Source organism: Rheinheimera texasensis, from assembly GCF_964031785.1.
GTDB lineage: Bacteria > Pseudomonadota > Gammaproteobacteria > Enterobacterales > Alteromonadaceae > Pararheinheimera > Pararheinheimera texasensis_A.
This window is the reverse complement of sequence record NZ_CAXIRE010000012.1, coordinates 1-25,205: the sequence shown is the minus strand read 5'-3', so window position 1 is coordinate 25,205 and position 25,205 is coordinate 1. Positions and strand designations below refer to the sequence as shown.

Sequence of the window (25,205 nt, the reverse complement as noted above, 5' to 3'; positions counted from 1 at the left end):
GCCTCAAATCGCCATTTATCATCGGGATTTCGAGCGGAACCGGGGTCGGTTTTTCTTTGGTTACTTTCTTTTGCTGAAACAAAAGAAAGTGACTCACCGTTAGGTGATTTCTTTGCTAGACGGTCTCACCGCCAAGAAAATAATTATTATCACGAAAAAACGAAAAATAAACCAACTGCCGCCCGCAGGGCAAAAAACCAGCGTTCAGCGAACAAAACCCCATGGAATACCCCACTCATCCCAGCACCAGTAGAACACCCCACAGACACTGACGACAATCCACAATCAGCATGGTACTGTCAGTACAACCACCTGATCACAATCACATTTCCTGGACTTCAATGAACCTTTCGCCGCCGCGCCACTCTGCTGGCCAATCCTCCCGCCATAGCGGACTGGACCTGTTACGCGCCTGCGCTATCTTGCTGGTGTTTATGTATCACTATATGGTGTTTGTCAGCGGTGAGCCGACTTTTGGCTGGCTGAGCCGGATCGGCTGGGTCGGCGTCGATTTGTTTTTTGTTTTATCCGGTTATCTGATTGGCAATCAGTTATTCAAAGGTCTGGCTCAGGGCAAACAGCTGTCGTTCCGGCGGTTCTACTGGCGCCGGGCGCTGCGGACCTGGCCGGTGTTCTGGCTGGTGTTAGCCGCGTTTTTCCTGCTGCCTGAGCTGATGGGCGGCAATACCCCACCACCGCTATGGCGTTTTCTGACTTTTACGCAAAACTACCAGCTGATGCCCGGCACTGCCTTTTCGCACGCCTGGTCTTTGTGTATTGAAGAGCAGTTTTATTTCCTGCTGCCGCTGGTGGCCTTTGTTTGTCTGCGGCTGGGCCGCAAAGTGCAACACGCGTTTTATTTGATGGGCGCTTTGATAGTGGCAGCTGTTTGTTATCGTTATCAGATGTGGCAGTTGTACGGCCTCGAGGCCGATGGCCAGACCCGTTATTTTAACGCCTTTATTTATTATTCCAGCTTTGCGCGGATGGATGAGCTGCTGCCCGGATTGGCGGTGGCCTTATTTAAAAATGCCTATCCGACACGCTGGACCGCGCTGGCGCACCATCAACAAAAACTGCAGTTGATTGCTTTTGGCGCTGTCGGCCTGATGCTGTATCTGCTGCTGAATTTCGCGTATATCAAAGATGAAGGCTATGGCTTTTTTGCCACTGTGTTTGGTTATTCTTTGCTGGCCATGGCGTTTGCCCTGCTGCTGATGAGCGCACTACAACCTGGTAGTTTGCTGGCGCGCTGGCAGGTACCGGGAGCAGCCACTTTGGCGCTTTGGTCTTATTCGTTGTATCTGGTGCACAAACCCATTGGTTTTATCGTGCAACAACAAGCGCCGGCACAAGGCTGGTCAGACGGCACAGTGTTGTTGCTGAATATCCTGCTATCGCTCGCCGTCAGCGCGCTGCTGTACAAGCTGATTGAAGTGCCGGCGATGGCACTTCGCGACCGGGTGTATCCGGATATTTTCCGCCCGGACCTTGCAGCTGCCCCAGTCGCAGAGGCCAAAGTCACGGGCTGATCCCCCGGCAGCGCGAGCGCTGCAAAGCCTGTTCATCCAATGCTCCGGCTGGCGTGAAAGGTTGCGCCAGCGCAACTTTGTTGCAGTTCGCACCAGCCCGCACCAGAAAGCTGCTGACAAAACCTTCGCATCGCCATATAATGCGAATCATTCTCATATACTTTAAGTTTGATCATGTCGCGCGGAACTGCCGGAGTCTTTGTATTGTTGCTACTGCTGCATCTTGGCGCTATTGCGGCGCTGATGCAGGCAGACGCTGCGGTGACAGAACCCAAGATCGACATGGAGCCGCCAAAGCTGCAGGGTGTGTTGATTGCGCCTGAACCGAAAATTGCGCCGCCACCACCCAAAGCAGAACCTGAGCCGCAAAAACCACAGCCCAAGCCGAAAAAGCCGCCGCTGAAACCTCAGCCTAAGCCAACGCAAAAAACACCACCGCCAGTTGCCAAAGCCGCTGCCGCGGCACCGGCGCCTGCCCCCAGCAAGGCAGTCAGCCAAAAAGCAGCCAGCAGCAGCCCGGCAAAAACTGCCGAACCGACCACGCAATTACCCAGTGCAGACGCCGCTGGCCTGAATAACAAAGCGCCGGTGTATCCGATGTTGTCGCGTAAACGCAAAGAACAGGGCACGGTCTGGCTGTTATTGCTGGTCAGTAAAGAAGGCCTGGTGACCGAATTAAAACTGAAAAAAACCAGTGGGTTTGACCGGCTGGATCAGGCGGCACTGCAGGCAGTGAAAAAATGGAAATTCCAGCCGGCACGCAAACAAGGCCAGGCCATTGATTATTGGTACGAATTGCCGCTGAAGTTTTCGCTGCAGCAGGGTTAAAGCGGATTTTGGCGCAAAGCGCCACGTTATTCACAGGAGTACATCATGCAAGACAATCCTTATGGTATCGCGTTGCTGTGGCAACAAGGTGATATGGTCAGCAAAACCGTGGCCTTTCTGCTGTTGTTAATGTCGGTGGCCAGCTGGACAGTGATAGCGAGGCGTAGCTACGCCTTGTGGCAACTGCGCCGCTTACAGCATGCCGGCCGCGAGTTCTGGCATGCACAGAGTTTTCAGGCCGGTCTGACTTTGTTACAGCAAGCCCGGCCAGTCGATGGCCCCGGCAATCCGTTTTTTTATCTGGCCGATCAGGGCCAGCAGGCTCTGGCGCATCACAGCACGCATCGCGATGATTTGCATGGCCATTTGCCACTGTCGGACTGGCTGACTGCCAACTTAAAAGGCGCCATTGATGAAAGTGCCGAACAGTTACAACGTGGTTTGGCGATCTTAGCCTCGGTCGGCTCAGTCGCGCCTTTTGTTGGTCTGTTTGGCACAGTCTGGGGCATCTATCACGCTTTAGTCAGCCTTGGCGCCAGCGGACAAGCCAGCATCGACAAAATTGCCGGCCCGGTCGGTGAAGCGCTGATTATGACGGCCTTTGGCCTCGCAGTGGCTATTCCGGCCACACTGGCGTTTAACGCCTTTAGCCGCAGCAACAAAGGCATAGTGTCGCAATTAAACCGCTTTGCTTTCCAGCTGCATGCCTACTTCATCACCGGCGCTGCGCCGAAAGCGACGCTGTCGCATACCCACCCTGTGAACGGAGCGGCCTGATGTCTTTTCACAACGACTTTGACGACGACAGCGGCGTCATCAGCGAAATTAATATGACGCCGCTGGTCGATGTGATGCTGGTATTGCTGATTATTTTTATGATCACAGTGCCGGTGTTGACACATTCGATCCCGCTGGAGCTGCCGCAGGTCAGCCATCAGCCGAGCCAGACCAAACCTGATACCATCACCCTGGCGGTCACCGCCGACGGCGCTGTGTACTGGAACCGCGATAAATTAAGCCGCGAGGAACTGACACAGCGGCTACAGCAAGCTGCGTTGTTGACGCCACAGCCGACTTTTCAGCTGAAGGGTGACCGTGCTGTGGCCTATGAGCATGTCGTTACCACGCTCGCCGCCGTGCAGCAGGCAGGTATCACTCAGCTGGGGTTTCTGACGGAGCCCGGGGCTTAAGCTCCGGGTATTTGTTATCGATTTCGTTTAGTAATTCCTGCGCGACCTGCACTGTCACTTCACTGAACCTTTGCAGTTGTTCCGGATACATCGCAACAGATTCGTAGCCCGGCGCCAGACGACCGTCAGCCTGAAAAAAGGGCTGCTGCACCATCTGCGGCATCAGATATTGCAGCTGATATTGATTGTAACCCTCAATCATGTGCAGAAAGTTCTGATGCAGCGTATTAAACCGTGCCAGATTGCGGTACATGGTTAAATCGATATCATTTAACCGGCCTGAAGCCAGCATCATATTGATACTTTCGAGGTGCCAATAGTCGCCAAAAATAACGCCCGGCAACTGCTCCAGCCGTTGTTTTTGCAGTTGCATACCAATAGAGCGATTAATATTCGAAAAGTACTTCACAAACCCTGCTTTGGTATCGCTGCCGTTCGCAACATAAGCCGCCAAATCCAGCCGCACCGCCTGGATAATTTCAAGCCGCTGTAGTTCTTTTTGCCGCTCTACCTGATAACCCGACAATAAAAATGCCGCAAATACACCGACAAATACCACCAAAAGTTCCGGCAGCAGCTGATGTAGTTTCAACCGGAACCACAGATGCGCCTGGGGTGTTTGTGCCGATATCGGATCCATTTGTTAACTCCAAAATTGCAAACTGGCAACAGCCTAACGCAGCCCACTGCCAACGTCACGCCGTTATAAATTTGCTTACAGAATTCTGCTGTCACACCTCACGTTTTGCGATAGAGTCAGAACAAAGGCGAAAATGCTGAAGTGAGGAGCCCATATGGCAGAGCAAGGTTCAGGCGGTAATGTCATTGCCGCATTATGCAGTATATTTATTCCGGGGCTGGGCCAGCTGGTACAGGGCCGTTTAATGCCAGCCATCCTGTTTTTTGTCGTTTGTATGGTCGGCTACGCCATGTGGTGGCTGATTTTTATCCCGGCAGTGATCGCAGGTTTAGTGCATCTGTGGTCCATTCTCGATGCCGCGACTTTTAAAACCCGGGCGTACTGACGCTGTAGTTGCAATAAAAAATGGCGCCCACGGCGCCATTTTTTATTCAGCCCAATCAGACCTTTTTGACGAATTCGGATTTTAACTTCATCGCACCAAAACCGTCGATTTTGCAATCGATGTCATGGTCGCCTTCAACCAGCCGGATGTTTTTCACTTTAGTGCCAATTTTCACCACCAGTGATGAGCCTTTGACTTTTAAGTCTTTGATCACTGTCACAGTATCGCCATCCTGCAGTACAGAACCTGCTGAATCGCGGACCTCTTTACTGCTTTCAGCGGCAACTTCTGCGCCGGGCTGCCATTCGTGGCCACATTCAGGGCAAACCAGCTGCGCGCCGTCTTCGTATGCAAATGGGGACTGACATTGTGGACATGGGGGTAACTGACTCATCGCGGCTCCGCAGGACAATGGCATAATAGCCATAAAAAAAGGAGGGCTATTATAGCGGCAGACGCAGAAAAAGCAGCAGAAAACTGTGCGGCGCGCCGCTACGACCGCAACAGCACTTAGCTTTTATGGCCTACCTTACTTAAAAAAGTCATGCCACTTTGCACCCATTGGCAAAAACGCTGTTCAGGCAAAGGCGGCGAAATCAGATACCCCTGTGCTGTATTACAACCAGCCTGCTGCAGATAAAACCAGTCATCAGGCCGCTCGACGCCTTCTGCGACTAACTCAATGCCCAGCTTCTGGCACATCGACAAAGTACTTTCGAAAATCACCTGCAGATGTGGTTTAGTGCTGATGCCATCGACCAGACTGCGGTCCACTTTCAGTTCGGTAAACGGGATTTGTGACAGCTGCTTCACCGATGAATAACCGGTGCCATAGTCATCAATCGACAGGCCGCAACCAAACAGCCGCAGCCGGGTCAGAATGGCCAGCGCCCGGCCAATGTCTTTAATGACACCGGTTTCGGTCACTTCAAAAATCAGCGAATTAGGTGGCACGGCGCAATCTTTGATCAAGGCAATCACCCGTGCCGAAAATTCCGGTTGTTCAAACGAATAAGCCGACAGATTGACGGAAATACTCAGCGACAAACCAGCCGCCAGCCAGCGTTGCTGCTGGGCAATCGCCAGCTCAATCACCTGATAACTGAGCTCGTCAATCAGGCCAAAACGTTCGCACAGCGGAATAAAATCATTCGGGAAAATCAGCTGACCATCCGCCGCCTGCAAGCGCACCAGCGCTTCAGCCCCGGTGAGCTGCACAGAGGCAAAATCAATTTTCGGCTGATAGTGCAGCACAAAACGCCGTTCCTTCAGCGCCTGCTGTAGCTCTTCTTTACCGAGCAATAAACGTTCGCGCTGCTCGCAGGCCTGCTTTTGCTTCAGATCGTCCTGCTGATATTTGCGCACCAGCGCCAGCAGTTCAGCTTCAGCCACCGGCTTTTGCAAAGCGCCGAGCACATACAGACCTTCGGTGCTCGCCATCAGCTCCACGGCTGATAACAACGAGCGTTCCCGGCCGCTGGCGATAATCAGGCCACTGCGGATATTGCGGGCCGACAACAAATTAATCAGCTCAATGCCGTCAATATCCGGCATTTCCAAATCGCAAATCAGCAGGTCAAATGGCTGTGGCCGGCTGTCCATCACGGCCAGCGCCGAACGGCCATTGTCGGCCTCGGCAATCTCAGTGATGCCCATTTGCCGGCACAAATCCACCATAAACAGGCGCTGCGCCTTGCTGTCTTCGATAATCAATACAGAGAGAGCATTCATCCTGTCCACCTTTAACCCTGACTGTATAACATGATTTGGCCGGCCACCTGGTCCAGCGCGACGATATGCACAGCACCACCGCGTTTAATCGCTTCTTTGGGCATGCCAAACACCACAGAACTGGCTTCATCCTGCGCGTAGGTGACTGCACCGGTTTCACGCATTTCCAGCAAACCGCGGGCACCATCATCGCCCATGCCGGTTAACTGAAAACCCACGGCATTTTTGCCGGCGCATTTTGCCACCGAACGGAACAACACATCCACCGACGGGCAATGCCGGTTGACCGCCGGGCCTGGTTTGACCTGCACCTGATAAAAAGCGCCGTTGCGCACCATGGTCATATGTTGGCCACCAGGCGCAATCAACGCGAGGCCAGGTCGCACTCTGTCGCCATCTTTAGCTTCCCGTACTTCAATTTCCGACAACGAATTCAGCCGGGCGGCAAAGGCTGCGGTGAATTTTTCCGGCATATGCTGCACCACAACGATACCAGGGCAATCCGCCGTCAGGGCGGTCAATATCTGCTCCAGCGCCAGCGTACCGCCGGTCGAGGTGCCAATCGCAATGACTTTTTCCGTGGTCTTCGCCATCGCCGTTTGGGCAGAAGGCGCCGACTGTACAGCAGCAACAGCGCGGGCCACCGGCGCGGCGCTGGTCAGCCGGCTGACCCGGCTTTGCGCCGCTTCGCGGATAGCGGTCAGCAACTCCTGTTTACTCGATTGCAGGAAATCTTTGACGCCCATCGTTGGTTTGGTAAAGATGGCGACAGCGCCGGCAGCCATTGCCTCAACTGTGGTTTCTGCACCTTTTTCCGTCAGCGACGAACAAATCACCACCGGTGTTGGCCTTGACGTCATAATTTTGCGCAAAAAAGTCAGGCCGTCCATGCGCGGCATTTCAATGTCGAGTGTAATGACATCCGGCCATTCTTCGCGCATTTTATTCACCGCAAACAGCGGATCTGCGGCTGTGCCTATCACTTCAATGTCACTCTGGCCGGCCAGCATAGTGCTCAGCACCTGCCGCACCACGGCGGAATCATCTACCACCAGCACTTTGATTTTTTTGCTCATGCGCCAGTCCCTGCCCGCCCCGCCGGCGAATCTGTTAATTGCCTGATATAGACCGAACCGTCGGCAGTTTCAAATCTGAGTTTGATGCCATGTTCACCGGCAAATCCCAGCAATTCAGCGCGCAGGCCATGGCTGCGGCAAAACTGCAGCGCGTAGTCAGCATTGAGCTGTCCGACCTGAAACGACGGCACCAGTTTTTGCGTTTTCTGCGAACCGGCGCCGCCACATAACCGCACCTGCAATTCGGCCAACGGAATGGCTTTTTTCTGCACCAGCTGCAAAAAATGCAGCAAAATTTGGTCGCCGTAACGGCCGTCTGGCAGATAAGACCCGGCCTGTGACTGATTATTACTGACACAAACAAAATGGCAGCAGGCGAAAAACCGGCTGGGTGCGTGCCACAACACCATCGCCACACAAGAGCCCAGCACAGTGATCACAGTACGGTCCAGCGCTGTGCCGGTGATAAAGTCACCGGGTGCTAAATGCACGGTACGGGCGCGGATATTGGCGATCATGGCATGTACCGGTAACAGGCCGGCCGTTGCTGCACCAACCTCGGGTCATAGCCATGAATACTTTCGGAGTGCCCGACCAATAAAAAGCCGCCCGGTTTTAACGCTTCCAACATATTCAGCACTATGCGCTTTTTGTCCTCTAATTCGAAATAAATCAGCACGTTACGCAGGAAAATCAGGTCAAATTTCTGGGCCACTAATAAAGGCTGCATCAAATTGTGCTGCTGAAACTGTACATGCTGACGCACCTGTGGCCGGATGCGGAACCAGCCTTCATCTTTGCCAACCCCTTTAACACAAAAGGCTTTGAGTAGTGCCGGGTCGATTTTCTGACTGTCCGGCAACGGATACACCGCAGAGCGCGCTTGTTGTAATACCCTTGTATTGATGTCGGTCCCTATCACCTGCCACGGTTCCTGCAAACCAAACTGGCTCGCCAGTGCCAGCGCAATACTAAAGGCTTCTTCGCCGGTGGACGCCGCCGCGCTCCAGACCCGCACCCTTTTGTTCAGTTCACCTTGTGCTATGAGGCTGTGCAGAAAATCAAAATGTTTGGGTTCGCGAAAAAAATAAGTCTCGTTGGTAGTCAGCAGATTCAGCGCAAGCTCTGCTTCTTTGCTCTGCAGCGGGTTTCGCAACAGCTGCAGGTAAGCATCAAAATCCGCTAAATCCAGTTCAGTCAGGCGCTTATACAGCCGCCCTGTCACCAGACTTTTTTTGGTGGCATTCAGATGAATGCCGGAGCGCTCGTATAACCAGTCGCGGATCTGCTTAAACTGCTGATCACTGATAAATCTGCTTTCCCGCATCAGCAGCTCCGTCATCCGTTACTCCCGCGCTCTAATCAGAAATTTTCAAAGTCAAAATCGTCGTCGTCCTGCTCAGATTTAGCTTTTTTCTGCGCCCGGGGTGCCGGTGCAGCTGGTGCCCGGACCGGCTGGGCACGGCGTTTGGTTTTTGTGCTGGTGATTTGGAAATAAGAGATCAATTCCTGCAGTTGTACCGCCTGATGCGTCAGCTCTTCTGAAGTCGACGACAGCTCTTCCGACGCGGCAGCATTTTGCTGGGTCGCCATAGTGATTTGCGCGATGGCGTCGTTTATCTCGCCAGCGCCGGCCGACTGTTCGTTACTGGCAGCCGCGATTTCCTGCACCAGTTCTGACGTGCGCTGAATACCCGGTACAATCTCATCCAGCAACACGCCCGCCTGTTCAGCCAGCTTGACCGAGCTGCCAGCCACTTCGCCAATCTCTTTGGCGGCAGTCTGGCTGCGCGCTGCCAGCTTGCGCACTTCGGCAGCAACCACGGCAAAACCACGGCCATGTTCACCGGCGCGGCCGGCTTCGATCGCCGCGTTCAGTGCCAGCAAATTGGTCTGATAAGCGATATCGTCGATGATGCTGATTTTCTCGGCAATTTGCCGCATCGCCAGCACAGTTTCGCCGACCGCTTTGCCGCCACTAATGGCTTTTACCGCGCTTTGGCTGGCGATGCCTTCGGTGATTTTGGAATTGTCATTGTTCTGGCTGATAGACGCCGTCATTTCTTCCATCGCGGCTGAGGTCTGTTCAATACTGGCGGCCTGTTCTGACGACGCCTGACTCAAAGACTGCGAAGTCGCACTCATTTGCTCAGACGCCGAGGACAAGGTATCTGCCGATGAACGGACTTCTGCGATGATCTCCGATAACTTAGTGACCATCTGCGAAATCGCAAACAACATGCTGCTTTCATCACCTGGCTGGATCCGCACCTGCACAGTTAAATCGCCGGCAGCCACTTTGCTAATCACGTCTTCAGCATAATTCGGCTCGCCACCCAGTTGCCGGGTGATACTGCGGCCAATCAACACGCCAAGCACCACGCTGAGCGCAATAGCAAACAGAATGATGCCGATATTGACGCTGCGGGTATTTTCAAAATCCCGGGTCGACTCCTGATAAAACTTTTCCGCCACCTTCAGCTGCACATCGACCAACGCGGAAAACCGCTCCGACACCGGATCTATGGTGGTATAGAGCTCACCTTTTACGAAGGTGTCGAGGCCGGCCTGATCTTTGCTCTGCAGCAGATTTTTCAGCACAGCCACTGACTTATCTGCCTCGTTTAACAGCGGTTTTAACTGATTGACCAGCGTCTGCTCTTCCTCCACCAGCGTGGTCGCCAGATAGGCGTCCCAACGCGCATGGATGATTTGGTAGGCCTGCTCGACATTAACCAGTCCCTGCTGCCAGTCCAGATTACCGTTGCGGACTTTGTGCGCGGTGTCCACCACATTAACCGCATACATGTCGGCGATTTGTTTTAAATCTTTCAGCGGCACCACACGGTCGTTATAGACGCTGGCCATCGCCTGATTGGAATTTTGCATACCGGCAATACCGAGAACGCCAATCAGCACTATTAATGCGATCATGCTGCCCGCCAGCGTCGCCAGCCGGACTGATACTTTCATGCGACTAAACATTTTCACCTCGTCCCTTTTGGGGTTTGACGTTTTCGATCAATGAAGCCAATTCTTCAATGGATAACACTTTGTCGCCGTGCAGCAACACCACAAAACTCTGTTCTATATTGACCACGCCCTGAATAAACTGCGCTTTTAACCGCGCGCCAAAACTGGGTGGGGCTTCAATCTGGTCTTTGTCGATTTCCAGCACTTCACTGACGCTGTCGACCGCCGCGCCAATCACCGCCAGCTGGCCTTCAAACGGGATCTCCAGAATGATGATGCAGGTACGTTTTTTCAGCTCCAGCGCGCTGCGGCCAAGCCGTACCGACAAGTCGATCACCGGCACAATGTCACCGCGTAAGTTGATGACACCTTTCACAAAATCCGGCATCAGCGGCACTGTGGTCAGCTGGCCGTATTCAATAATTTCGCGCACAGTATCGATACTGATGCCAAAACATTCGTCCCTGAGCAAAAACGTCAGGTACTGCTGTCGGTTGACCTCAAGGTCGTGTTGATTCACCTGTTGTCTCCTTGCTCTGGTACGCCGCTGACCTGTTCAGTTTCAGCGGAACATGCGTATTCAATTAATTGCGGAATATCCAGAATAAACCCGACATCGCCGCTGCCGAGGATGGTGGAACCACTGATGCCATGCGTGGAGCGGAAAATCGGCGCCAGCGGCTTAATCACTGCCTGTAATTCACCGTTGAGGGTGTCAACCACCAGGCCGGCGCGGCTGCGGCCATATTGCACCACCACGATATTTTCCCGGGAGGAAGTTGGCTCAGCTAACTGAAACAGCTGGCGCAAGCGGACAAATGGCAACACATCGCCGCGTAAATTCAGATAGTTACGGTCGCTGACCAGTTCGGCCTGCTCAAACTCCAGACATTCCTGAATCATATTGACCGGCAGCACCAGATGGGTGTCGCCGACTGTGACTTCAAAGCCATCGATGATCGCCAGCGTCAGCGGCAGCCGGATGCGAAAACGCGTACCTTTGCCAAGTTCGGAGTCAATCAGGATCTGGCCCCGTAACTCTTCGATATTGCGTTTGACCACATCCATGCCGACGCCACGGCCGGACAAATTGGTCACCTGCGCGGCGGTGGAAAAACCCGGTTCAAAAATCAGCCGGTAAATGTCTTCCTGACTGAGCGCCTGGTCACTGCTGATCAGGCCCTTTTCTTCCGCCTTGGCGCGAATGCGACTGGCATCCAGACCGGCACCGTCATCCTGAATTTCGATCACCACAGCACCGGCTTCATGATAAGCCGACAACTTCAGCCGGCCCTGCGCCGGTTTGCCGCGATAAGTGCGGATGTCGACCGGCTCAATACCGTGGTCCAGCGCGTTACGCACTATGTGCATCAAGGGGTCGGACAGTTTTTCCACCATCGACTTATCGAGTTCAGTGTCAGCACCAACCACGTCCAGCTCGACGTCTTTACCGAGTTCACGCGACACGTCACGCACTATGCGTTTCAGCCGGCTAAACGACTCACCAATCTGCACCATGCGCAGGCTCAGCGCGCCGTCGCGGATTTGTTCAATCAGATGAGTAATGCTGGAAAATGCTTCCTGCAGCTGTTCGTTGTTGGTCTGGCTGATCAGCACTTCATTGGCGGAGCCGGCAGTTACCATTTCGCCGATGAGTTTGATCAAGTGGTCCAGCTTACGCGCTTCGACTTTCAGTACCTGAAAATCACTGGCTCTTTTATGTTCCTGATGCGCCTGCCGGTTGGCGGCGGCTTCAACCACCGCAGGCGCCACCGCGCCTTGCTGCACTAATAATTCACCAACAGAACTGTGGGTTTGTTGCTTTTGCAGCTCCAGCACCTGTTCCAGTTCGCGTGGTGTCACGGCGCCGGCATCGACCAGCAGCTGACCGAGTTTTTCCGGTTGCAGCGGCGTATGCTCCAGCTGCTCGAGCACGGTCAGCGGCGGTTTTATCTGAACCTGACTGGATTCCTGGATAAATTCAAAAACATCTTCAATTTTTTGTTTGTTAGCGTCGGTTTTCAGCGATAACTGCAGCTGCAGATAACAGCTTTCCGGGTCAAAATCGGCCGGAAACTGATATTGCAACCCAACCTCTTCCAGCGTGCCGATAGTGCTGAGATAACTCAGTTGTGACACCGGGTCCATGCCGTCGCGAAATACATCCACACCGTAGGCCACATCAATGCGCCAGGCATCGGCAGCCGCCGGCTGCGCCGCTTCGGCCTGTGCTGCGGCTACTGTTTTAGCCGGTTGCAGATAAGCGCCGAGCTGCTCCAGTAATGAAGTGCCCTGCGCCGCATTGACCACCTGCCCCGGGTCGCTCAGCGCGGCCACCATCTGCGCCATATGCTGCTGGCAATCCAGCAACAGGCTGACCAGCGCTGCGTCCATCTGCAGTTGCTGGTCACGCACTTTGTCGAGCACACTTTCAACGCTGTGCGTAAAGCCCACCACAGTATTAAAACCAAACAACCCGGCCGAGCCTTTGATAGTGTGCGCGGCACGGAAAATAGCGGCAATATGGTCGGCCGGCGTCGCGTCGCCGCTTTCAATATCCAGCAGACAGGTTTCCATCACCTGCAGTAAATCCTGCGCTTCTTCGATAAAAATCTGTTCAGCCTGCGCCATATCCATGTTCAGGCCTCCTCAGCAACAGCATTGAGTTCAAGACGAAACAGCCCCAGCACTTTGGCGATCACCGGGTTATCCAACCCAATCCAGCGCAGCGGTTGCTCGGGTTTTAAAGTCTGTTGCAGGTACAGCAGCAGCTGCAAACCGGCACTGTCAAAATCCTGCACGGCGCTAAGGTCAATCATCAGCTGCGACAAGGCTTCCTGGGCCAGCGACTGCAGGCTGTCAAAATCATCCCGCACCGAGAAAATATTCAGCTCGGCGTGGAACACCAGAATATGAAAATCAGCTTTGCGCTCGATGGTGACTGCCATAAAAGTTCCTTTCTGCCTGTAGATGGGCCGGTGCCTGAGTTATGGCAATATCAGTTTGTTGACCGCATCAAGCATCTGCTCGGCTTTAAAAGGTTTTACGACCCAGGCTTTGGCTCCGGCAGCTTTGCCGGCGGCTTTTTTGTCGTCCGAGCCTTCAGTGGTCAGCATAATGACCGGGGTAAAACGGTATGCCGCGAGCTTTTTCAATTCAGTGACAAAAGTGATGCCGTCCATATTCGGCATATTGACGTCGGAGATCACCAGATGAATTTTGCGGCCATCACACTTCGTCAATGCGTCTTTGCCATCCACGCCTTCGATCACATCAAAGCCTGCGCCCTTTAGTGCCATGCCGACCACCTGTCGGATCGAAATCGAATCATCGACAATCAAAATAGTTTTGCTCATAACTGTCCTTAGAAAAATGTAATGTCAGAACTGGCCGGGCCTTGCGAGGCCTTCTTGCCACTGTGCACCGCCACCTGTTCCAAAGTGGTATAGGTTTTGGCGATGTCACGCAGCCATTGCTGCTGGTCGAGCTGGCTGAGACCGTCTGCGCGGTTTAACAGCTGATGGAGTTTGTCGATATCAGTACTGACATGCGCCAAAATCTGGCTGACGCGGTCCTGGAACTGCAACGACGTTAATACTTCGCTGATCTCGTGCTGCACATTCAGGCTGCTGCTTTCCAGCTGTTCGGACGACGCCAGAATCGCGCTGGCGACCTGTTTAAAGTCGCCGAGCACCTGTTGAATAGAGACTTCAGATTGCTGCAGACGCTGGTCGTCCTGTTCGGTGAACTGGGCCGTGCGCGCCAGTGTGCGTTTGAGCATTTCGTTAACATCATCGATGCGTTTGGTAATGCGTGCACCGGTCTCACCGGAACGCGAAGACAAAGTACGAACTTCATCCGCTACCACGGCAAAACCGCGACCTTGTTCACCGGCCCGCGCTGCTTCAATGGCCGCGTTTAATGCTAATAAGTTGGTTTGAGACGCGATGCCGGCCACTTCTGCACCCATGGTTTTGAGTTCGTCGGTGATGGCCGCCAGCGCATTGATTTCCTGTAGTAATTCATCGCGATTACTCATCGCCTCGCGCAGCAGGCTGACAATAGCTGTCAGGTTGCGATCACTTTGCTGCACCACATCGGCGAGGCCAGTGTGGCCACCGGTGGCCGAACGCGACGACTGAATCGATTGTTGCAGCTGTTCATAAATACCGTGGAACTGACTGACCAACGCATTGACGGCGCTTTCTAACTGGTGGGACGCCATTTGTTGCTGATCACGCCAGACCGGTAACACCGCCTGTAAAAACTGTTGCTGTTGCCCAAGTTGGTCCTGTTGCTGCGCCTGCAGTTCGCGGGCAATGTCCTGTTGCGCCTGCGCCTGTTGCCGGGCTTGCTGCAACGCTTTTTGTAACTGGGACCAACCCCAGAACGCCGCCACCAGTGCCACCGCAGCCCCGCCGAGACGCACGGCCATCGACGCCGGACTCAGCAGTAATAAAGCGCAAATTAACAACAGGGCGCCGGCCAAAACGAATGAAGGGAAAACGTGCTGATTATCAGGTTGTGCCATGATTATTTCCTGTGACAAAGGCTGATCCGGCGACATTTTTTCGCGCAAAGATCAAGCCAGACGCAAACTAACTATATGAACAGAATCAGAATTCGCTCAAGTTAAATGAAGTTTAATTATTAGCAGCAATTCAGACGCAGAAGAGAAAATTTTTCCGGTTTTGTAAAATTTTGTCAGAACCCGAAATAGGTAATTTTTGCGAGAAACCACAACAAAACAACAAGCACAATTTTTAAACGTTTAAGACGAAACCACTATGCAACATTTGATCCCGTTACAGAAACAGTGTCAGCAACACACTCCAGTTGTAACTATTTGTAATGGCAAACACCACAAATGATAATAATTCGCATTTAATCCGGTGACATGATATGCTGCAGCTTCTGATGTTGGCCGACATAAGGCTGATCACACGCTGATATCCAATGGTCTTTCGATGATTGTTTTTATTGCTCTGACACTGATGTTGATTTTACCGCTCTGCCGGAGCCTGCAAGCCACCATTGAATGGTTGCAACACCGGCAGGCACAACAGCAGCATCGACCGGCCCTTACATTGCGTGTCAGTCGGGTACGTCGCCAGCGCCGGTATCTTCAGCTTACACTGGTTGCAACAGATGGCCAGGCGCTGCCACCGGCCCGCGCCGGTCAGCATATTCAGTTATTTGGCACTGATGCGGCCGGGCAGCAGATCAGCCGTGCTTATTCGCTGGCGCAAGATTGCCTGCACAGTCATTTTTACCGGCTGGTCATCAAAGCCGAAACCGGCGGACGCCTGAGCAGCAAACTGTTCGACACAGTGCGGGCCGGTGATCTGCTGCAAGCCAGTATCCCCAAAGGCCATTTTATCCTGAAGCGCAGCCGCAAACCGCTGGTGCTGGTCGCAGGTGGCGTCGGCATTACGCCGATGCTGGCGATGGCGTATCAGGCGCTGCGCCAGCGCAGGCCGGTGACGCTTTTCTATCAGGCGCGAACTGCGGCCGATCTATTGTTCCATCGTTTGTTCAGCCGGTTACCTGGCTTGCATTATGTGCCGGTATTGTCGCAGCCAACCCCCGACTGGCTCGGTGGTCATGGCCGCATCAACTCGGTGCAGCTACTGGCGCTCGGTGGCCGCCAGGCAACTTATTATTGTTGCGCCAATGCGGCGATGACAGCACAGCTCAGCAGCGATTTGGCCAAAGCAGGTGTGACTTTGCATTATGAACTGTTCAGTGCCGGTGCCACGCAGCAGAGCTGTTTGCTGCAATATAAGGATATCAGCGCGGACGCGGCCGGTTTCAGCTCTGTGCTGGATGCACTGAACAGCGCCGGCGCCGCTATTCCGTCGGACTGCCGTGGTGGTTCTTGTGGTTTGTGCAAAAAACGGCTGATCAAAGGCGAAATCATCCAAATGCTGGACCCGGCCGCGCCGCTCGCCGCCGGTGAAGTATTGACCTGCTGTATTCAGGCGAAGACTGCATTGGTGTTGGCCGACTGATTTTATCCCGTGTCCGCGCCTATTGGTCGATTTGTAAAAAAGTTGTCATTTGGCTGACTTGTTCAGCCGGCATGATGCGCCCTGCAATGGTTTCACAATGCAGGAATTGGTTATGACTTCAGATTTTGTCCGCAATATTCATCTGCAAACCGGCCAGCGCATGCTGGCCAAAGGCGCCAGTCTGGAAGAACTGGCCAGTCATTTTGACCGGGTAGGTTTTACCGAACGCGAGATCGCGGCGTTACTGACCGAATTTGGTGATTACGGTGCCAAACTGCCGGACCAGGAATTTATCAGCCATCATCCGCAGCGTTAGGCCTGTGCAGGACCTGACGTCAGCCAGGCCGGAAAGCGCTTGGCAATAAACCGGTCCAGCGTTTTACCGCCCGGCGGAAATTATGTTCATCGGAATAGCCGAGCCGGGCCGCCAGCTGCCGGTTCGACAATTCCGGTTGCGACAACCAGCACAGCGCCAGTTGATTACGCAGAGTGTCCTGCCATTGGCTAAAATTGCAACCTTGCTCTGCCAGCAGCCTTTTCAGCGCCGCCGGATGTAGTTGCAACTTAAACGCAGCTTCATCCGGGCTTAGCCAATCTGGTAAACGCCGCAGTTGCTGCCGGCTCAGCCATTCCAGCAAACCGGGCTCACGCGGTAACAACTTCGCCTGCTGACAACAGATCTGCCGCCAGTGCCGGCACTGCGCACTCTGATACTCTGGCAAAGGCTGTGCGAGCTGCACCGACGTCAGCTGCAGTGTCAGCGCTGGGCTGAGCCCACTACTTTGCCCACCCTGCACCTGACGCGCCGTACAGAGCGCCAGCAAAAACTGTTGGCAAATAACCAGTGCCAACGGCTGTGCCTGCCCCATGCCAACCGCCGGCAACAAGGTCAGCTGCAATGTCGCGCCCTGCCATTGCAGCACCGGCAAACATAAAGGCCACAGCTGCTGGCGATAAAACCACAGATAACGCAGTGCTTTGTTCAGCGTGGGAGCGGTTAAAATCAGCCGGCACAGCGGGATTTGCGGGTTGAGTAATATCGCCTGCGCAATCACTGCCGGTAGTTCCGGACTCGGTACTTTGGTTATATTCGCCAGCAATTGCCGTAACGCGACAAAATCCATCCGGCATTGCGGTTTTTGTAAATCGGCCTCAAACAAGCGGGTTCCTGCCAGTGTCTGATGCGGTAACACACCACGACGCTGCGCTGCGTGCAGTAGATCAGCCACCCCATGTCCGGCCAACAATTGCTTTGCACTGTAACTGCCCGGACGACGCATCAGTACCAAACCTTGACTGCAGACAGTGGCTGTATTTTGCGCTGCACCAGCGCCTGCTCAGCTTGTTGTAGCACTGCAGCTGCACTGGCTACAGTGCCGGGCACCGGTAATACCAAGGTCTGCAGTGCCAAAGGTTCAGTACAAATCGCCGGCAACTGGCTTTGCAGATGCTGACACAACAGCTCGGCCCGGCTCGGTGGCGTGTCTGGCAGCAACACGACAAAACAATCGCCGGCATACCGGCAAATCACTTGTTCGGGTTTTAATTGGCCGGCAAACCAAATCGCCAGACGTTGCAATACTGCATCGCCGGCAGCAATACCAAACTGACGGTTAAAAGCGGCAAAGCCCTGAATATCCAGCAACAGCAGTGTTAATGACTGGCCGGGCCGGCGTAGCTTCATCTCACGACTGAGCACTGCATGCAGATACACCGGGCCGTACAGTTGGGTTAAAGGGTCAATCAGCTGATGGTCGCGTAAAAAACCTTCGCGGCCCTGTAACTGCCGGCTAATCACTTGTTGTTCGCGATGCCAGCCGTAGAGACCAATAGTCAGCAGTACCATACCAACCGGTGCCGGAAAAGATTCCAGCCAGCTCAATAACCGCTGCTGGGGCGGATAATCAAGAAATTCGTCGGCCAGATCTAAAGTAGCGGAAAACAGCAGTAAAAAACTGCCAAAAAACAGATAGTTGGTGATACGACCCAGCGGCCTGCTGCTGATGATCAGGCTAAGCCAGGCACCACAAACCGCCAGCGTCACCGCTTCGCCCAGGCTGTCGACACTGTCGCGGATGCTATAGGCTTTTAGCTCCCCGTGCTGAAATGCCAGCACCAGCACCGCCAGTAACAACAACAGGCAGACACTGAGTTTTTGCCGGTGATATCGCCACATCAAAATAGCCCTCTGCGCCAATCTGTCGGCGCCAATCTGTCTGTGCTAAACCGCAGCTTAAACCTCCGATTGTCGACAGGCCCTGTGACAGTGCCGTGACAACGGGATGACAAATCCGGCGCGAGTTTGCGCTGCAAAGACCCGGGTCCGCCCGGCACAGCCCATCGGTTTTTTGGCCGCGTAGCTGTCACACAGCCTTCGCACAATAGCTGTCAGAAAAATGACCTTCAGCTCTGGAAACCGTTATGAAATCTCAACCTCTATTGCATCCACACCGGCTGAGCCGGGCGATTTCGCTTGGCCTCTGTTTAACTGCGGTGACCATCAGCACGGCATACGCCGATGCCGCTTTGAGTGGCCGTATCACCGACAACCAGCAGCGCTTGTTACCCGGTGCTGAAGTGGTGATCCGCGAATTGAAGCTAAGCCGCACCACCGCTGCCGATGGCCGCTTTGTCTTTCCCAAGTTACCGGCCGGTAGCTACACATTGCAGGTGCGATATGTCGGCGCTGCGCTCGCTGAGCAGACCGTGATCATCGCCGCCGACCCGCTGCAGCTCGGCGATATCAAACTGCGCGCGGTCGATAACAGCCTCGAGCATGTCGAAGTGACCGGGCAATCCGGCGCCGTCAGTAAAGCCCTGAGTCGTCAGCGCAATGCCGCCGGCATTGTCACAGTCGCGAGCACCGACGAAATGGGCCAGTTCCCCGACAGCAACGCCAGCGAAGCCTTGCAGCGTCTCGCCGGTGTGTCGGTCGAACGCGACCAGGGCGAAGGCCGGTTTGTCCGGGTGCGTGGTCTGGCACCGGATTACAATGCTGTCACCTACAACGGTACTTCGCTGGCAGCGCCAGAAGCCGGCCGGCGCGCAGTGGCGCTTGATGTGATCCCGTCTGATTTACTTGAATCAGTCGAAGTCAGCAAAACGCTGACGCCGGATATGCCGGCCGGCTCTTTAGGCGGCACTATTGAAATCAAGAGCTTATCTGCGTTTGACCGCAGTCATGATTTCTACAGCTTCACGGCAGAAGCCGGCCACAACAGCCTGGTCGACAAACAAAGTCCGAAACTGTCCGGCGTCGCCACCCGGCTGTTTGATGTTGGTGCGAATAGCGACAGCCTCGGCATCGCCTTTGCGGCAAGCATCGCTAAACGTAAATTTGGCTCTGACAACAGCGAAACCGGCGGTAAATGGGACTTTGGCGATGGTAAAGCGGCACTGGAAGAATTTGAACAACGCGATTATCTCATCAGCCGCGAACGCTTAGGCCTGGCGCTGAACGCCGACTACAGACCCGACAGCCTGACCGAATATTATGTCCGCACTTTGTATAGCCGTTTTACCGATGACGAAAGCCGGCAGGCGCTTATTACCGAGTTCGACAGCGCGCAGCTGGCCGGTGCCACCGGCAAAGGCAAACTGGTGCGCGAGCTGAAACAACGCGAAGAACAACAGAGCATCAGCGCTGTGGTGCTCGGTACTAAACAGCAACAAGGCGCTTACGAGTGGCAACTGGAAGCCGGCAGCAGCCAGGCCGATGAAGACACGCCGTTTAATATTGCCGGTGCCGCTTTCACCCAGAAGTTCAAAACCGGCCTCGGTTTTCAGGGCGGCGACATGTTGCAACTGATCGCACCGGATGCAGCTTATCTGGCCGACGGTTATAGCATCGACGAAGTCGAGATGGGCGAAACCTACACCAAAGAGCAGGAACATAATGTGCGGGCCGATTTAAGCCGCGAGTTTATCGCCAGCGAAGGCGTCTGGCAGTTAAAAACCGGGCTGAAAATCAGTCAGCGCGAAAAAACGGCTCGCGAAACGGTCTGGGCCTTTGAAGATTTCGCCGATGCCGGTGTTAAAGCGCTGAGCCTCGGCCAATACAGCAACAGCCTGGTCGACTTTGCCCCTGCCCGCTTTGGCCCTGCGATAGATGCTGCCAGTATTTATAGTCTGGTCAATAGCTTAGACAAAGATGATTATATCGATGACGTCGAATCCGCCATCAATAACTTCAAAGCCGACGAGCAGTTAACTGCCGCTTACCTGATGGCACAATGGGAAGGCGACCTGTGGCATTTAGTCGCCGGCGCGCGTTATGAGCATGAACAACGCGATAGCAGCGGCATCCGTTATGACGGTGAACAGGATTCGTTCACAGCCACCAACGCAGACACCAGCCACGGCGATTGGTTACCGGCACTGATTAGCCGTTATCAGCTCAATGAAAACTCGCAAATTCGCGCCTCGTATAGCCGTTCGCTGGTGCGGCCGAACTTTGCCCAGCTCGCCCCGGCTTATCTGCTGGAGGAAGACGACGGTGAACTGGAAGCCAGCTTTGGCAACCCAGAGTTGAAATCGCTGACCTCAGATAACCTCGACGTCGGAGTTGAATATTATGCCGACGGCCTTGGTGTGTTATCCGCCATGGTGTTTTACAAAGATATTCAGCACTTTATTTATCAGGCCGACCTGGCGGGCAGCGCAGGCTATGAAAACTTCGCCGTGGCAGAAACTTATCGCAATGGCGACCAAGCGTCTTTAAGCGGTCTGGAACTCAATGCCGTGCATCAGCTGTCCGGTTTTGGTAACTGGCTGGACCGGATGTTGCTGTCGGCTAACCTGACGCTGACCCGCTCGGATGCCAGCCTGGGATATCTTGATGACGGCCAATGGCAACAACGCGACATCACGCTGCCAAGCCAGTCTGATCGCACCGCCAATATCGCGATTGGCTATGAGACTGAAGCCTTAAGCCTGCGCCTCGCCGCCAACTATAAATCGGCCTATCTGGCCGAAGTCGGCGCGCTGGATGATGCGGCTTATGACGTCTATGCCGACGACCATCTGCAGCTGGATTTTTCCAGTAAATATCAGTGGTCGGATTCAGTGCAGCTGTACTTCAACATCGTCAACCTGAACGACGAGCCTTATTACGCTTATACCGGACAGCGTTATGCCAACTTCCAATATGAACAGTACGGCCGCAGCTTTGCGCTTGGCCTGCAAATCAGCCACTAAGATGGGAGCGTATCAGATGAAATATCCTGTCTTTACCTTCACCATGCTCAGCTGTGCTGTGCTGCTGAATCTTTCCGGCTGTCAGCAACAGCCAGAGCCGAAATCTGCTGATGCCAATCAGAGCCCTGCAGCCAGCCCGCTGGCTTTAAAGCAACTGGCGATCAGCGGCACTTTTAGTGCTCAAGCCACTGTCGCGGGCCAGGCATTGCAGCTGCGCACTGACGCCAACACACTGCAAGTGCTGGACGCAGCAGGCAAAGTGCTGGCAAGCGCTGCCGGCCGTTTTGAACGGTTGACGCTGTTACAACCACAAGCTGATCAGTTACTTATCAGCGCGGTGGATAAAGAAACGCAAAAGTTATGGTTGTGGCAATATCAGGCCGGCACACTCACACCCCGCTTTAATTACACCCTGACCAGCCGGGTTGCCGAGGATTTGTGTTTTTATCAAAGTGCAGCCAATCAGCAGCTAAGTCTGTTTGTTATCGGTGACCGCGGTGGTGCCGACCAACTGCTGCTGCAACAGCAACAACAGTGGTTGCCACAGCCTTTACCGATGCGGGTACTGAACCTGCCGTATGACGCCAAATCCTGTGCAGTGGATAGCCACACAGCTGTGTTGTATGTCAGCGAACCACAAGGTTTATGGCGGTTTAACGCCGAAGCGGAATCGGACGAAGCCGGCACTTTGATGCAGGCGCGCCAGCCCTTTGGTGCCATTCAAAGCGAAATCAGCGCCATGCAGCTGTTACCCGACGGCCAGTTGCTGGCTCTCGAAGCTGAGCCAGCGCGGCTGCTGCGTCTTACCCCTGCTGCCGACGATAGTTTCAGTGCGACAGCGTATTCACTGCCAAACGAGCTAGCGCTGCAAAGCATGGCCATGCAATACAACAAATCCGCGGTCACGCTGCAATTTGCCGCCGAGCCGGCGTTTTTGCTCGATGTGCGGCCGCTGCTGACGACCACATTGCCCATGCAGCTGCTGTCGCAAAAGACCACAACAGCAACAGAGTTCCCGCAGCTGCAGGCCACGCTGGAAACCGTCTCAACCGCCACCCGCGGCGATGTCATCGACGACCCGGCGTTTTGGCATCACGCCACCAATCCGGCCAACAGCCGCATTCTGGCCACAGATAAACGTTCAGGCCTTGAGGTGTATAACCTGCAAGGGGAACGGGTGCAGCAGTTACCGGTCGGCCGGCTGAATAATGTTGATGTGCGTTATGGCCTGCGCTGGCAAGGCAAACCACACGATATCGCTGTGGCAAGCCTTCGCAACAATAACAGCCTGCAGCTGTTTGCTATCGATACTGAGGGCTTGTTACATGACGCCGGCCAGGTTCCAACCGAATTGGCGGATATCTACGGCATGTGCCTGTACCAGCCCAACGCCGGTGAAATCTATGCTTTTGTCAATGACAAAAGCGGCCGCATCGATCAGTTCCGCTTCAGTTCCAACGGCACTCAATGGCAAGGACAACTGGTGCGTTCGCTGAAAGTGCCATCACAACCGGAAGGTTGTGTCGCAGACGATAAAAATCAAAGGCTTTATGTCGGCGAAGAAGATGTTGGTGTCTGGACTTTTGCTGCGGATGCTACTGCAGCTGTGACCGGGCAGCTGGTGATCAGCGCCAATGAAGCCCAAGGCCCACTGGTGGCGGATGTTGAAGGTATGGCGTTATTACCGGCCGGTACTTTTAGCGTGCAACCGCAACCACTGCTGCTGATTTCCAGTCAGGGCAATGACAGTTATGTGTTATATCAGGCCACGCCACCCTATGCTTTTGTCCAGCGCTTTCGGGTTGGCACCAATCCACAGCTTGGCATCGACGGCAGTTCAGAAACCGACGGCCTGGACCTCACGGTCCAAAGCCTGGGCCCGGCGTTCCCGTTTGGCGCCATGGCGATTCAGGATGGTCGCAACCGGATGCCGGAAGCCGGGCAAAACCTGAAGCTGGTACCGTTGCAGCAGCTGGAAGCGGTGTTAAAACGATAAAAGTTATGTGACAAACACCTTTATAGAACGGCGACGCTTTGCTTGCCGGTACCTACGGCCCCGATAAGGAGCGTAGGTATCGGCAAGCAAAGCCCGCTGGGCGTCACACGCCGTACGTCACGTAACATTCCTATCTCACCACCAAAGCCCCTCATATAACTTTTCAGTTATATCCTGCTCCGAAAAAGTATTTAAAGTTATTAATGCGCTCTGTTTTAATGCAGGCTCTTAGATATTAGGCATATAGATGTCTAAACGGAGGCGCAGATGCAACAGACCCGATTGAACCGCTGGCAACGCTACAGCTTATGGCTGCAACAGGCGTTAATCCGCGCTGAGCTTGGTCCCTGGTTGGCAGCCACCCGTTCTGACAACACTTCTGTGGCAGAGTCATTATGAGTATTGAAGTCCGGCAACTGCGGAAGAATTTCGGCGATTTTAAAGCCGTGGACAATGTCAGCCTGTCGATTAAAAGCGGCGAACTGACTGCATTGCTCGGCCCGTCCGGCTCTGGTAAAACCACGCTGTTGCGCCTGATCGCCGGTCTGGAACAGTCGGACAGCGGCAGTATTTTGTTTAATGACGAAGATATCAGCGACCGCCATGTCAGTGAACGCGGCGTCGGTTTTGTCTTTCAGCACTATGCTTTGTTTAAACACATGACGGTGGCGGAAAACGTCGGTTTTGGCCTCAGCGTCAAACCGAAAAAATTCCGCCCGTCCAATAACGAAATTCAAAAAAAGGTGCAGAAACTGCTGGAACTGGTGCAACTGGACTGGACGGCAGACCGCTATCCGTCGCAGTTATCCGGTGGCCAGCGCCAGCGCATCGCCTTGGCCCGCGCTTTAGCGGTGGAACCCAAAGTGCTGCTGCTCGATGAGCCTTTTGGCGCATTAGACGCCAAAGTGCGCGCCGAATTACGCCGCTGGTTGCGCCGGCTGCATGACGAAATTCATGTGACTTCAGTGTTTGTTACGCACGACCAGGAAGAAGCGCTGGAAGTCGCCGACCGCATCGTGGTGATGAACAAAGGCCGCGTCGAACAGGACGGTACGCCAGAGCAAGTGTACGACCATCCGGCCAATCCATTTGTTTACGAATTCTTAGGCACAGTGAACCTGTTTCACGCCCGGGTGCGCGACGGCGACAAACTGGTACAACCCAGCAGCGCCGACCTGCCGGCAGAAGCCGCACAGCTGGAACAGCTAGGCCTTGCTTATGTGCGCCCGCATGAAATCGACGTGCTGCATGCCAAAGAAGAAGACGCTATCGCCGCGCGGCTCGACCTCATCACGGTGGTAGGCCCGACAGTACGGCTCGAACTGCAGTCACAACAAGCCGACCAGATCATCCATGTCGAACTGGATAAAACCCGCTTTAAACAGCTGGGCTTGTCCGTCGGCCAGCACACCTGGTTAAAACCACGCTACAGTCGGGTGTTTTTAGGCGAAGGGATTTAATATCCGACGGATGCTTTTTTTGCCCTGCGGGCGGCGCTGGGCTTATTTTTCGTTTTTGCATGCTGCCGCAAGACCGCTTAGAAGAGATTTCACCTGTCGGTGAGTTCCTTTCTTTTGCCTTGCCAAAAGAAAGGAACCGAAAGAAAAGGCGCACCCGGTTCCGCTCGAAAGCCCGCTGAAAATCAAC

26 protein-coding genes are annotated in these 25,205 nt (G+C 54.2%); 12 read left to right on the top strand and 14 right to left on the bottom strand.

Translation table 11 applies throughout. The annotated features are described in order from the left end of the window. From ABNT34_RS03185 to ABNT34_RS03165, 5 genes are all read left to right on the top strand, one after another. Positions 1–345, top strand: a 345-nt coding sequence (locus ABNT34_RS03185; protein WP_348728758.1) for a hypothetical protein, incomplete at its 5' end; no start/stop codon positions are given. Next, on the top strand, positions 342–1,532 hold the full coding sequence (locus tag ABNT34_RS03180; RefSeq protein WP_348728757.1) for an acyltransferase: 1,191 nt from the start codon (positions 342–344) through the stop codon (positions 1,530–1,532). The genes ABNT34_RS03185 and ABNT34_RS03180, both read left to right, overlap by 4 nt. A 174-nt stretch (positions 1,533–1,706) precedes the next feature. Beyond that, the gene (locus tag ABNT34_RS03175) at positions 1,707–2,360 is read left to right on the top strand and encodes an energy transducer TonB (RefSeq protein WP_348728756.1); all 654 of its coding nucleotides are present in this window, start codon (positions 1,707–1,709) and stop codon (positions 2,358–2,360) included. Positions 2,361–2,405: 45 nt separating this feature from the next. Continuing rightward, positions 2,406–3,137 (top strand): MotA/TolQ/ExbB proton channel family protein, encoded by a 732-nt coding sequence (locus ABNT34_RS03170; RefSeq protein WP_348728755.1) that lies wholly within the window; start codon positions 2,406–2,408, stop codon positions 3,135–3,137. Further along, positions 3,137–3,550: a biopolymer transporter ExbD gene (locus ABNT34_RS03165; protein ID WP_348728753.1), complete on the top strand. Its 414-nt coding sequence runs from the start codon at positions 3,137–3,139 to the stop codon at positions 3,548–3,550. The genes ABNT34_RS03170 and ABNT34_RS03165 overlap by 1 nt, the downstream gene beginning before the upstream one ends. On the opposite strand, the gene ABNT34_RS03160 is transcribed toward ABNT34_RS03165, so the two are convergent. Then, a complete protein-coding gene (locus tag ABNT34_RS03160) occupies positions 3,513–4,190 on the bottom strand; it encodes a hypothetical protein (RefSeq protein WP_348728751.1) in 678 nt (225 codons plus the stop codon). The two genes, ABNT34_RS03165 and ABNT34_RS03160, sit on opposite strands and share 38 nt — an antisense overlap. A 154-nt stretch (positions 4,191–4,344) precedes the next feature. Here ABNT34_RS03160 and ABNT34_RS03155 point away from each other — a divergent pair, with 154 nt between their 5' ends. Further along, positions 4,345–4,575, top strand: coding sequence for a hypothetical protein (locus ABNT34_RS03155; RefSeq protein WP_348728750.1), 231 nt, complete (start codon positions 4,345–4,347; stop codon positions 4,573–4,575). A gap of 55 nt (positions 4,576–4,630) precedes the next feature. Here ABNT34_RS03155 and ABNT34_RS03150 read toward each other — a convergent pair whose 3' ends face one another. The 11 genes from ABNT34_RS03150 to ABNT34_RS03100 form a co-directional block, all read right to left on the bottom strand. Further along, the gene (locus tag ABNT34_RS03150; RefSeq protein ID WP_348728748.1) at positions 4,631–4,969 is read right to left on the bottom strand and encodes a zinc ribbon domain-containing protein YjdM; all 339 of its coding nucleotides are present in this window, start codon (positions 4,967–4,969) and stop codon (positions 4,631–4,633) included. Positions 4,970–5,085: 116 nt separating this feature from the next. Then, complete coding sequence (locus tag ABNT34_RS03145; RefSeq protein WP_348728747.1) at positions 5,086–6,306, bottom strand: EAL domain-containing response regulator; 1,221 nt, start codon at positions 6,304–6,306, stop codon at positions 5,086–5,088. An 11-nt stretch (positions 6,307–6,317) separates the two neighbouring features. Next, positions 6,318–7,382, bottom strand: a complete 1,065-nt coding sequence (locus tag ABNT34_RS03140) for a chemotaxis response regulator protein-glutamate methylesterase (RefSeq protein WP_348728745.1) — start codon at positions 7,380–7,382, stop codon at positions 6,318–6,320. Then, positions 7,379–7,900 carry a chemotaxis protein CheD gene (locus ABNT34_RS03135; RefSeq protein WP_348728744.1) on the bottom strand — a complete coding sequence of 174 codons (522 nt, stop codon included), beginning with the start codon at positions 7,898–7,900 and terminating at the stop codon, positions 7,379–7,381. The genes ABNT34_RS03140 and ABNT34_RS03135 overlap by 4 nt, the downstream gene beginning before the upstream one ends. Next, positions 7,897–8,724 carry a protein-glutamate O-methyltransferase CheR gene (locus ABNT34_RS03130; protein WP_348728743.1) on the bottom strand — a complete coding sequence of 276 codons (828 nt, stop codon included), beginning with the start codon at positions 8,722–8,724 and terminating at the stop codon, positions 7,897–7,899. Before ABNT34_RS03130 ends, ABNT34_RS03135 begins: the two co-directional genes overlap by 4 nt. Before the next feature lie 20 nt (positions 8,725–8,744). After that, a complete protein-coding gene (locus tag ABNT34_RS03125; RefSeq protein WP_348728742.1) occupies positions 8,745–10,355 on the bottom strand; it encodes a methyl-accepting chemotaxis protein in 1,611 nt (536 codons plus the stop codon). 4 nt (positions 10,356–10,359) lie between these two features. After that, positions 10,360–10,875 (bottom strand): chemotaxis protein CheW, encoded by a 516-nt coding sequence (locus tag ABNT34_RS03120; protein ID WP_348728741.1) that lies wholly within the window; start codon positions 10,873–10,875, stop codon positions 10,360–10,362. Then, entirely contained in the window at positions 10,872–12,992 is a 2,121-nt protein-coding gene (locus tag ABNT34_RS03115) for a chemotaxis protein CheA (RefSeq protein WP_348728740.1), read from the bottom strand. Before ABNT34_RS03115 ends, ABNT34_RS03120 begins: the two co-directional genes overlap by 4 nt. A 2-nt stretch (positions 12,993–12,994) precedes the next feature. Continuing rightward, entirely contained in the window at positions 12,995–13,303 is a 309-nt protein-coding gene (locus ABNT34_RS03110; RefSeq protein WP_348728739.1) for an STAS domain-containing protein, read from the bottom strand. Between the two features lie 39 nt (positions 13,304–13,342). Continuing rightward, complete coding sequence (locus tag ABNT34_RS03105; RefSeq protein WP_348728738.1) at positions 13,343–13,711, bottom strand: response regulator; 369 nt, start codon at positions 13,709–13,711, stop codon at positions 13,343–13,345. An 8-nt stretch (positions 13,712–13,719) separates the two neighbouring features. Beyond that, positions 13,720–14,886, bottom strand: a complete 1,167-nt coding sequence (locus ABNT34_RS03100; protein ID WP_348728736.1) for a methyl-accepting chemotaxis protein — start codon at positions 14,884–14,886, stop codon at positions 13,720–13,722. 436 nt (positions 14,887–15,322) lie between these two features. On the opposite strand from ABNT34_RS03100, the gene ABNT34_RS03095 reads away from it, so the two are divergent. Both ABNT34_RS03095 and ABNT34_RS03090 read left to right on the top strand, forming a co-directional pair. Beyond that, positions 15,323–16,366: an iron-sulfur cluster-binding domain-containing protein gene (locus ABNT34_RS03095; protein WP_348728735.1), complete on the top strand. Its 1,044-nt coding sequence runs from the start codon at positions 15,323–15,325 to the stop codon at positions 16,364–16,366. Between the two features lie 112 nt (positions 16,367–16,478). Further along, positions 16,479–16,682, top strand: coding sequence for a hypothetical protein (locus ABNT34_RS03090; RefSeq protein ID WP_348728733.1), 204 nt, complete (start codon positions 16,479–16,481; stop codon positions 16,680–16,682). Between the two features lie 19 nt (positions 16,683–16,701). Here ABNT34_RS03090 and ABNT34_RS03085 read toward each other — a convergent pair whose 3' ends face one another. Beyond that, positions 16,702–17,646, bottom strand: a complete 945-nt coding sequence (locus ABNT34_RS03085; protein WP_348728731.1) for a helix-turn-helix transcriptional regulator — start codon at positions 17,644–17,646, stop codon at positions 16,702–16,704. Next, complete coding sequence (locus ABNT34_RS03080) at positions 17,646–18,542, bottom strand: GGDEF domain-containing protein (protein ID WP_348728729.1); 897 nt, start codon at positions 18,540–18,542, stop codon at positions 17,646–17,648. Before ABNT34_RS03080 ends, ABNT34_RS03085 begins: the two co-directional genes overlap by 1 nt. Before the next feature lie 245 nt (positions 18,543–18,787). Between ABNT34_RS03080 and ABNT34_RS03075 the strand changes: the two genes are divergently transcribed. The 4 genes from ABNT34_RS03075 to ABNT34_RS03060 all read left to right on the top strand — a co-directional run bounded on the left by ABNT34_RS03075 (position 18,788) and on the right by ABNT34_RS03060 (position 25,018). Beyond that, the gene (locus ABNT34_RS03075) at positions 18,788–21,562 is read left to right on the top strand and encodes a TonB-dependent receptor (protein ID WP_348728727.1); all 2,775 of its coding nucleotides are present in this window, start codon (positions 18,788–18,790) and stop codon (positions 21,560–21,562) included. A 16-nt stretch (positions 21,563–21,578) separates the two neighbouring features. Beyond that, on the top strand, positions 21,579–23,558 hold the full coding sequence (locus tag ABNT34_RS03070) for a phytase (RefSeq protein ID WP_348728725.1): 1,980 nt from the start codon (positions 21,579–21,581) through the stop codon (positions 23,556–23,558). 267 nt (positions 23,559–23,825) lie between these two features. After that, positions 23,826–23,957 carry a hypothetical protein gene (locus ABNT34_RS03065; RefSeq protein ID WP_348728723.1) on the top strand — a complete coding sequence of 44 codons (132 nt, stop codon included), beginning with the start codon at positions 23,826–23,828 and terminating at the stop codon, positions 23,955–23,957. Beyond that, positions 23,954–25,018 (top strand): sulfate ABC transporter ATP-binding protein, encoded by a 1,065-nt coding sequence (locus ABNT34_RS03060; protein WP_348728721.1) that lies wholly within the window; start codon positions 23,954–23,956, stop codon positions 25,016–25,018. The genes ABNT34_RS03065 and ABNT34_RS03060 overlap by 4 nt, the downstream gene beginning before the upstream one ends. Positions 25,019–25,205: the final 187 nt, after the last annotated feature.

Coding starts and splice junctions, on each gene's coding strand:
- ABNT34_RS03065 (WP_348728723.1), top strand. CDS start 23,826: ATGCAACAGACCCGATTGAACCGCTGGCAACGCTACAGCTTATGGCTG.
- ABNT34_RS03115 (WP_348728740.1), bottom strand. CDS start 12,992: ATGGATATGGCGCAGGCTGAACAGATTTTTATCGAAGAAGCGCAGGAT.
- ABNT34_RS03110 (WP_348728739.1), bottom strand. CDS start 13,303: ATGGCAGTCACCATCGAGCGCAAAGCTGATTTTCATATTCTGGTGTTC.
- ABNT34_RS03135 (WP_348728744.1), bottom strand. CDS start 7,900: ATGATCGCCAATATCCGCGCCCGTACCGTGCATTTAGCACCCGGTGAC.
- ABNT34_RS03160 (WP_348728751.1), bottom strand. CDS start 4,190: ATGGATCCGATATCGGCACAAACACCCCAGGCGCATCTGTGGTTCCGG.
- ABNT34_RS03070 (WP_348728725.1), top strand. CDS start 21,579: ATGAAATATCCTGTCTTTACCTTCACCATGCTCAGCTGTGCTGTGCTG.
- ABNT34_RS03085 (WP_348728731.1), bottom strand. CDS start 17,646: ATGCGTCGTCCGGGCAGTTACAGTGCAAAGCAATTGTTGGCCGGACAT.
- ABNT34_RS03155 (WP_348728750.1), top strand. CDS start 4,345: ATGGCAGAGCAAGGTTCAGGCGGTAATGTCATTGCCGCATTATGCAGT.
- ABNT34_RS03080 (WP_348728729.1), bottom strand. CDS start 18,542: ATGTGGCGATATCACCGGCAAAAACTCAGTGTCTGCCTGTTGTTGTTA.
- ABNT34_RS03060 (WP_348728721.1), top strand. CDS start 23,954: ATGAGTATTGAAGTCCGGCAACTGCGGAAGAATTTCGGCGATTTTAAA.
- ABNT34_RS03175 (WP_348728756.1), top strand. CDS start 1,707: ATGTCGCGCGGAACTGCCGGAGTCTTTGTATTGTTGCTACTGCTGCAT.
- ABNT34_RS03150 (WP_348728748.1), bottom strand. CDS start 4,969: ATGAGTCAGTTACCCCCATGTCCACAATGTCAGTCCCCATTTGCATAC.
- ABNT34_RS03095 (WP_348728735.1), top strand. CDS start 15,323: ATGATTGTTTTTATTGCTCTGACACTGATGTTGATTTTACCGCTCTGC.
- ABNT34_RS03090 (WP_348728733.1), top strand. CDS start 16,479: ATGACTTCAGATTTTGTCCGCAATATTCATCTGCAAACCGGCCAGCGC.
- ABNT34_RS03075 (WP_348728727.1), top strand. CDS start 18,788: ATGAAATCTCAACCTCTATTGCATCCACACCGGCTGAGCCGGGCGATT.
- ABNT34_RS03170 (WP_348728755.1), top strand. CDS start 2,406: ATGCAAGACAATCCTTATGGTATCGCGTTGCTGTGGCAACAAGGTGAT.
- ABNT34_RS03130 (WP_348728743.1), bottom strand. CDS start 8,724: ATGACGGAGCTGCTGATGCGGGAAAGCAGATTTATCAGTGATCAGCAG.
- ABNT34_RS03105 (WP_348728738.1), bottom strand. CDS start 13,711: ATGAGCAAAACTATTTTGATTGTCGATGATTCGATTTCGATCCGACAG.
- ABNT34_RS03100 (WP_348728736.1), bottom strand. CDS start 14,886: ATGGCACAACCTGATAATCAGCACGTTTTCCCTTCATTCGTTTTGGCC.
- ABNT34_RS03140 (WP_348728745.1), bottom strand. CDS start 7,382: ATGAGCAAAAAAATCAAAGTGCTGGTGGTAGATGATTCCGCCGTGGTG.
- ABNT34_RS03180 (WP_348728757.1), top strand. CDS start 342: ATGAACCTTTCGCCGCCGCGCCACTCTGCTGGCCAATCCTCCCGCCAT.
- ABNT34_RS03165 (WP_348728753.1), top strand. CDS start 3,137: ATGTCTTTTCACAACGACTTTGACGACGACAGCGGCGTCATCAGCGAA.
- ABNT34_RS03125 (WP_348728742.1), bottom strand. CDS start 10,355: ATGAAAGTATCAGTCCGGCTGGCGACGCTGGCGGGCAGCATGATCGCA.
- ABNT34_RS03145 (WP_348728747.1), bottom strand. CDS start 6,306: ATGAATGCTCTCTCTGTATTGATTATCGAAGACAGCAAGGCGCAGCGC.